The 4,339-nt window shown below is 47.5% G+C and carries 5 protein-coding genes; 3 read left to right on the top strand and 2 right to left on the bottom strand.

Translation table 11 applies throughout. The features are described from left to right. Nucleotides 1–184: 184 nt before the first annotated feature. Nucleotides 185–1,606, bottom strand: coding sequence for a hypothetical protein (locus tag C8P63_RS18540; protein WP_108026867.1), 1,422 nt, complete (start codon nt 1,604–1,606; stop codon nt 185–187). A gap of 500 nt (nt 1,607–2,106) precedes the next feature. On the opposite strand from C8P63_RS18540, the gene C8P63_RS18545 reads away from it, so the two are divergent. From C8P63_RS18545 to C8P63_RS18555, 3 genes are all read left to right on the top strand, one after another. Next, nucleotides 2,107–2,772 (top strand): hypothetical protein, encoded by a 666-nt coding sequence (locus C8P63_RS18545; RefSeq protein ID WP_108026870.1) that lies wholly within the window; start codon nt 2,107–2,109, stop codon nt 2,770–2,772. Between the two features lie 233 nt (nt 2,773–3,005). After that, nucleotides 3,006–3,308, top strand: a complete 303-nt coding sequence (locus tag C8P63_RS18550) for a hypothetical protein (RefSeq protein ID WP_108026873.1) — start codon at nt 3,006–3,008, stop codon at nt 3,306–3,308. A gap of 19 nt (nt 3,309–3,327) precedes the next feature. Continuing rightward, nucleotides 3,328–3,633, top strand: a complete 306-nt coding sequence (locus tag C8P63_RS18555) for a hypothetical protein (RefSeq protein ID WP_108026876.1) — start codon at nt 3,328–3,330, stop codon at nt 3,631–3,633. A gap of 138 nt (nt 3,634–3,771) precedes the next feature. Here the strand turns inward: C8P63_RS18555 and C8P63_RS18855 are convergent, their stop codons facing one another. Next, nucleotides 3,772–4,065: a hypothetical protein gene (locus tag C8P63_RS18855; protein WP_146172224.1), complete on the bottom strand. Its 294-nt coding sequence runs from the start codon at nt 4,063–4,065 to the stop codon at nt 3,772–3,774. Nucleotides 4,066–4,339: the final 274 nt, after the last annotated feature.

Below are 4,339 nucleotides of genomic sequence, written 5' to 3' on the forward strand. Positions count from 1 at the left end.
TCAATTACAGCCCACTGTTCGTCGGTTAACTCATGTCTCGTACTCATACTTTCATTTTACATTGGAAGATCATGTTTTTGAAATAGCTTGTAGATTTTTGATAAGAAGTCCATAAGATATTGGTTTGAAAATCCATCTGGAAAACCAGGCTAAGGATGCCCCCTGCTTTTTCATTTTTCAGTCCTTACGAATCCGGCGGTTGTGCAATTTTCTCCAGAATTCGTTGGATTCCCGTCTCTCGCACAAATCGGATTTCTTTTCCCCGATCCGCAGCATACTCTTTTAGTCGCCACATCACTCCATGTGAGACCAAACGAGTTAATACCACTAAGACAGCTGCTTCCCTTGCCGCTCGTGCCATCGGTAAATCAACCCGGTTGCCGTCATGGTAAATCAGCCGGATTCCCTCAACTTCCTTTGCTTTTCCCAGTCGTCCGAACACGGCTACAGTCTTTCCTCTCAGGAGCGACAGATCCGGCTCCAGATTCTCTTCCACCTGCTGTTTAGGTTTATCTTTCTCGATCATCGTCCGCTCTTGGGGTTTCGGGTTCAAATCACTTAATCGCTCAACCTCCGCTCGAAGCTCCCGCACTAGCCCTTTCAAGCTGTGGATTTTCCGGATATCCCGGGGATCTCGCTGATATTGCACCATTTCCCGTTGGTTCAACTCATTGACTTGACCCTGCAACTGATGAATCCGTTCCTCTAGTTTGCTTTTTTCTGCCCGCTCGTTAGCTAATATTTGTTCAAGTTTTTTATTACGTTGTTGGTAGCGTTCCACTTCCTTGGTTAAATGGTTAATTTCTTCCCTTTCAATGAGGGCCTCTTCGGATTGCTCCGGCTCCATGATCTTATTTTTGGATGGTTTCCTTGCTTTTTTGGTCATCACAATCCCCGCAGCCAACATGATGACACCATAAAATACATACGAAAGAAAACGATCGGGAGAGCCCGGGAACACCTCTGGAAAAATACTCAAATCGAGAAGCACTGTGGGGAATCCCAAAAAAATTAGGCCACCACCGAAAAGGATCAAAAATAACCGTTTCAGAGTCCACTTCACTTGTCCGGGCTTTATGCGACTTTGTTTTGCTGATCGTTTCTTTTGGCGCAGAAGGCGGATCCCAAGCCCTATGTACGTGCCCGCCAGAAAAAAACAAAGCGAGTAGTAAGACGAATTTAATGGATAGGGATAGTTTGGAATCCTGAGCTGCATGAATAAAAGGTGCATGGAACTGAACCCTAGAATGATGCCGAAAATTAACAAAGGCCAAGGAGAGACTGACGGAGGATTTTTTAATCCGGATTTTTTCAGGTATTTAAGGGAGTGTTTGATCCATCCACACCGAGCTGCTAAGACATAGAGCCCACCGCCCGTTAAAGCGAGGATGCCACCACTCAAAAAAGGAATCGAGAGGGATCCCCAGTGAACCGCAGTCGTAGAGTCCGTAAGTGTTGCTTGTATTCCAGCCAATAACGGTGGCATGCCATCTAGGAGAATTAAACCCGCATAAGAAAGAAGCCCCAGTGCGGCAAAGTGGATGGGTGCCTCTCGAAAGATGTTTTTGTAATCCTTCAATGTCATGGGTTTGAGTTTGGATCCCATTTTATACCTCCCATACCTAGTACTACCTTGCTCCTTACTAAAAGGAGTCAATCTATGTCGAATATTGTCGATACAGCAGATGTGGGCGGGCTCTAAATGCAGTAAACACCATCTGATTCCACTTGTTTTACGTCATCATTCGACAATTTCCATAAGGAAATTTCATCAACACTCAGACCAGTACTAATTGGGCGGTTTTTTTGAAACGAAGGAGATCTGAAACAAGTCTCTTATAATTATACGACAATCAACTTAAGTTTTTACCCCTCCCGTTTTAAACCCCGCGTGTTTTCTGATTTCAGACTCCAAAATACCTTGTATATAAAGTTTTGAGATGAAATATCATTTCCACTCAACCCGTTTCCTTCCAACAAATTCTTGAGTTTAGGAAAGGGGCTTACGAAAAGATAGTCCTTCCAGCGAATATACAGGAACGCCATGCTTTTCTTAAACTAAATGACATCTTCTTCATTTCATTAACGTGAAAGGGGTTGTCCTGTTTGAATCAACGTCTGATGATCGCCGTCGCCCTGATGGCCATGGTCTTTGTTTTCGTGGGCTTGCCCGTGAATGTCACCCACGCGGAGAAGAAGCCGCTGGATTGGAAGCTGACCTACGCGGAAGGAAACCACCTGCTGAAAGGGCATCTAAATGCCAATGCCAAGGAGATCGCCAAAGGGAAAACCACGATTCACATTCACGGGCAAGAGCCGATCGTGATCGAACAGGGAAAACCTAACGTCAAAGCGACCTTGAAAGGCCTGGAAGAAGGAAAGTCCTATGAAGGGACCATCACCTTTGAAGGGGTGGTAGCCGGTCAAAAAGTCACCGTCTATGAGTGCTTCACCCTGTACGCGGCCACTCCGGGGAAATCCCTGAATCAAAAACACATCCTGAAATATGGCGAATGTAAGGATGACAACCACGGTGAAGCCCAACCGGGTGGCGGAGATCAGCCGGGGGATCAGCCGAACGACGGAGATGAAAAGGATGACGTTGGTGAGTCTGTCGAGAAGCCGGATTCCCCGAAAGATAGCATCGATAACAAAAAAGGTGGCAAAATGCCCGATACCGCTACCGGCCAACCGACCCAAATGCTGATCGGTTCCCTGGTGTTATTGGTGGGTGCTGCTCTCTGGAAGTTCCGGGGTGTGGCCCAAAACTAAAACGACCCAACGATATAACCCAGTCAGGGGAGCCTTTCCGGCTCCCTTGTATGCTTCAAATAACGGAACGGAAAGGAGGAAAAGCGATATGACGGATTTCGGAAAAGATCTCTATTACTTGAATCAGGGTCGTCGCCGACCGATTTCTCCAACGGAAAAATCGAATCCTTGGATCGGAGCCGGGATCCCACCACAGGCGAAAATCGAATCCAAAAGGACACGGAGGGTCCAACATGAAAAGTCGTGGGGAACTGCAGAGGAACCTGGAACGAATGCGACCTCATGAAGTGATCCTGATTCCTCACCAACGAAATCACCCGCAAATTCTGATCCAATGTTTGCGTCGGAAACCGCAATGTCATTGGAAGGTGGAACAGGGCTTAACGGAATCCCCGGATTTCTTTGACAATGCCCAAGACGTGGTGGATTACCTGTCTCAATTACGTCCGCCGGAAAAGTGGACGTCTGCCCTGTTGTTGAGACCTCCTTCGATCTTCTCACGATTTCAAGAGCAAAAGAAAAATCATCCTGGTTAGAGGAAGGGGGAGGAAGAACATGAAACATCGTCAGGACTTGGTTCAAAAGCTGGAGGTCATGACACCTCATCACGTGATGCTCTTTCCCCATCATCAGAAGCTCCCCCGGGTGACCGTGCAATGCAGGATGCGTGGGGGATTGCGCCATTGGTGGGTGGAGAAAGGCTTGGAGGAGACGTATCGGTCCAGTGATGTGGAAGCGGTGGTGGATCATTTGTTACAGCTTCGGCCCCTGGGGTCCTATCACTCCCCTATGATCTTGGTACGGGAAGAGACCTCCTTGGAAGACGCTTTCGAATCGGGAGCAGGCAGGAGCCACCATTGATGGATCGAAGTGGTGATCCTCTTGATATTCACCGGTTTCTCCCTTATCATACGGGCTGAATTGAAATAGCGGGATTCACGCATCCTTGTAGTCTACAGAAAGGGGGATCACTCAATAAGGAAAAGATCCACTCGCGTGTCAAGCAAAAAGACCACCCGAAAAGAGATCATCGGATGGCTCTTTGTTGGTGTTTCCTCTCTCAGCTGTTTGATACTGATCTTCCTGATGGTCATAATGATGAATGCGATTCCCATAATCGCCTGAACAATGAAAAGGAGCTGGGTAATACAGTAGGGGCGTGTTTGGGGTGTTTGGGAAGGGGTAGAGCAGTTTGTACCAGACCGTTTCCGATGAAATGCCGGAAAAACAAACGTTTTGGTCCATGGTCAGGCGGAAGACAGTTGTGTAAGATAAAAAGTTATGGGTCGTCAACTCTTTAACAGCCCCCCTCAGTTTGATTTGAAGGGGGGCTGTTTGCATTGATCCGTTATTTTACGATCGATCTAAGGGATGTTCAGTACCGTTGGTTTGGGCCTTTGCAGGATATAAAGCGGCCATCAGGGATTCGATCCCGGGATTGTTCAGAGGGCCGGGGGGAGACCGGGACCGCGGGCATTAAATACCCTTCCAATGGATAAGGGCGTTGATGGGGGATCTCTTGCAAAAAGGAATAGTCAAATTTGGTTTGGTTGGCAGCCCGATAAAA

This window comes from Melghirimyces profundicolus (assembly GCF_003054245.1).
Classification (GTDB): Bacteria; Bacillota; Bacilli; order Thermoactinomycetales; family DSM-45169; genus Melghirimyces; species Melghirimyces profundicolus.

Coding starts and splice junctions, on each gene's coding strand:
- C8P63_RS18540 (WP_108026867.1), bottom strand. CDS start 1,606: ATGGGATCCAAACTCAAACCCATGACATTGAAGGATTACAAAAACATC.
- C8P63_RS18555 (WP_108026876.1), top strand. CDS start 3,328: ATGAAACATCGTCAGGACTTGGTTCAAAAGCTGGAGGTCATGACACCT.
- C8P63_RS18550 (WP_108026873.1), top strand. CDS start 3,006: ATGAAAAGTCGTGGGGAACTGCAGAGGAACCTGGAACGAATGCGACCT.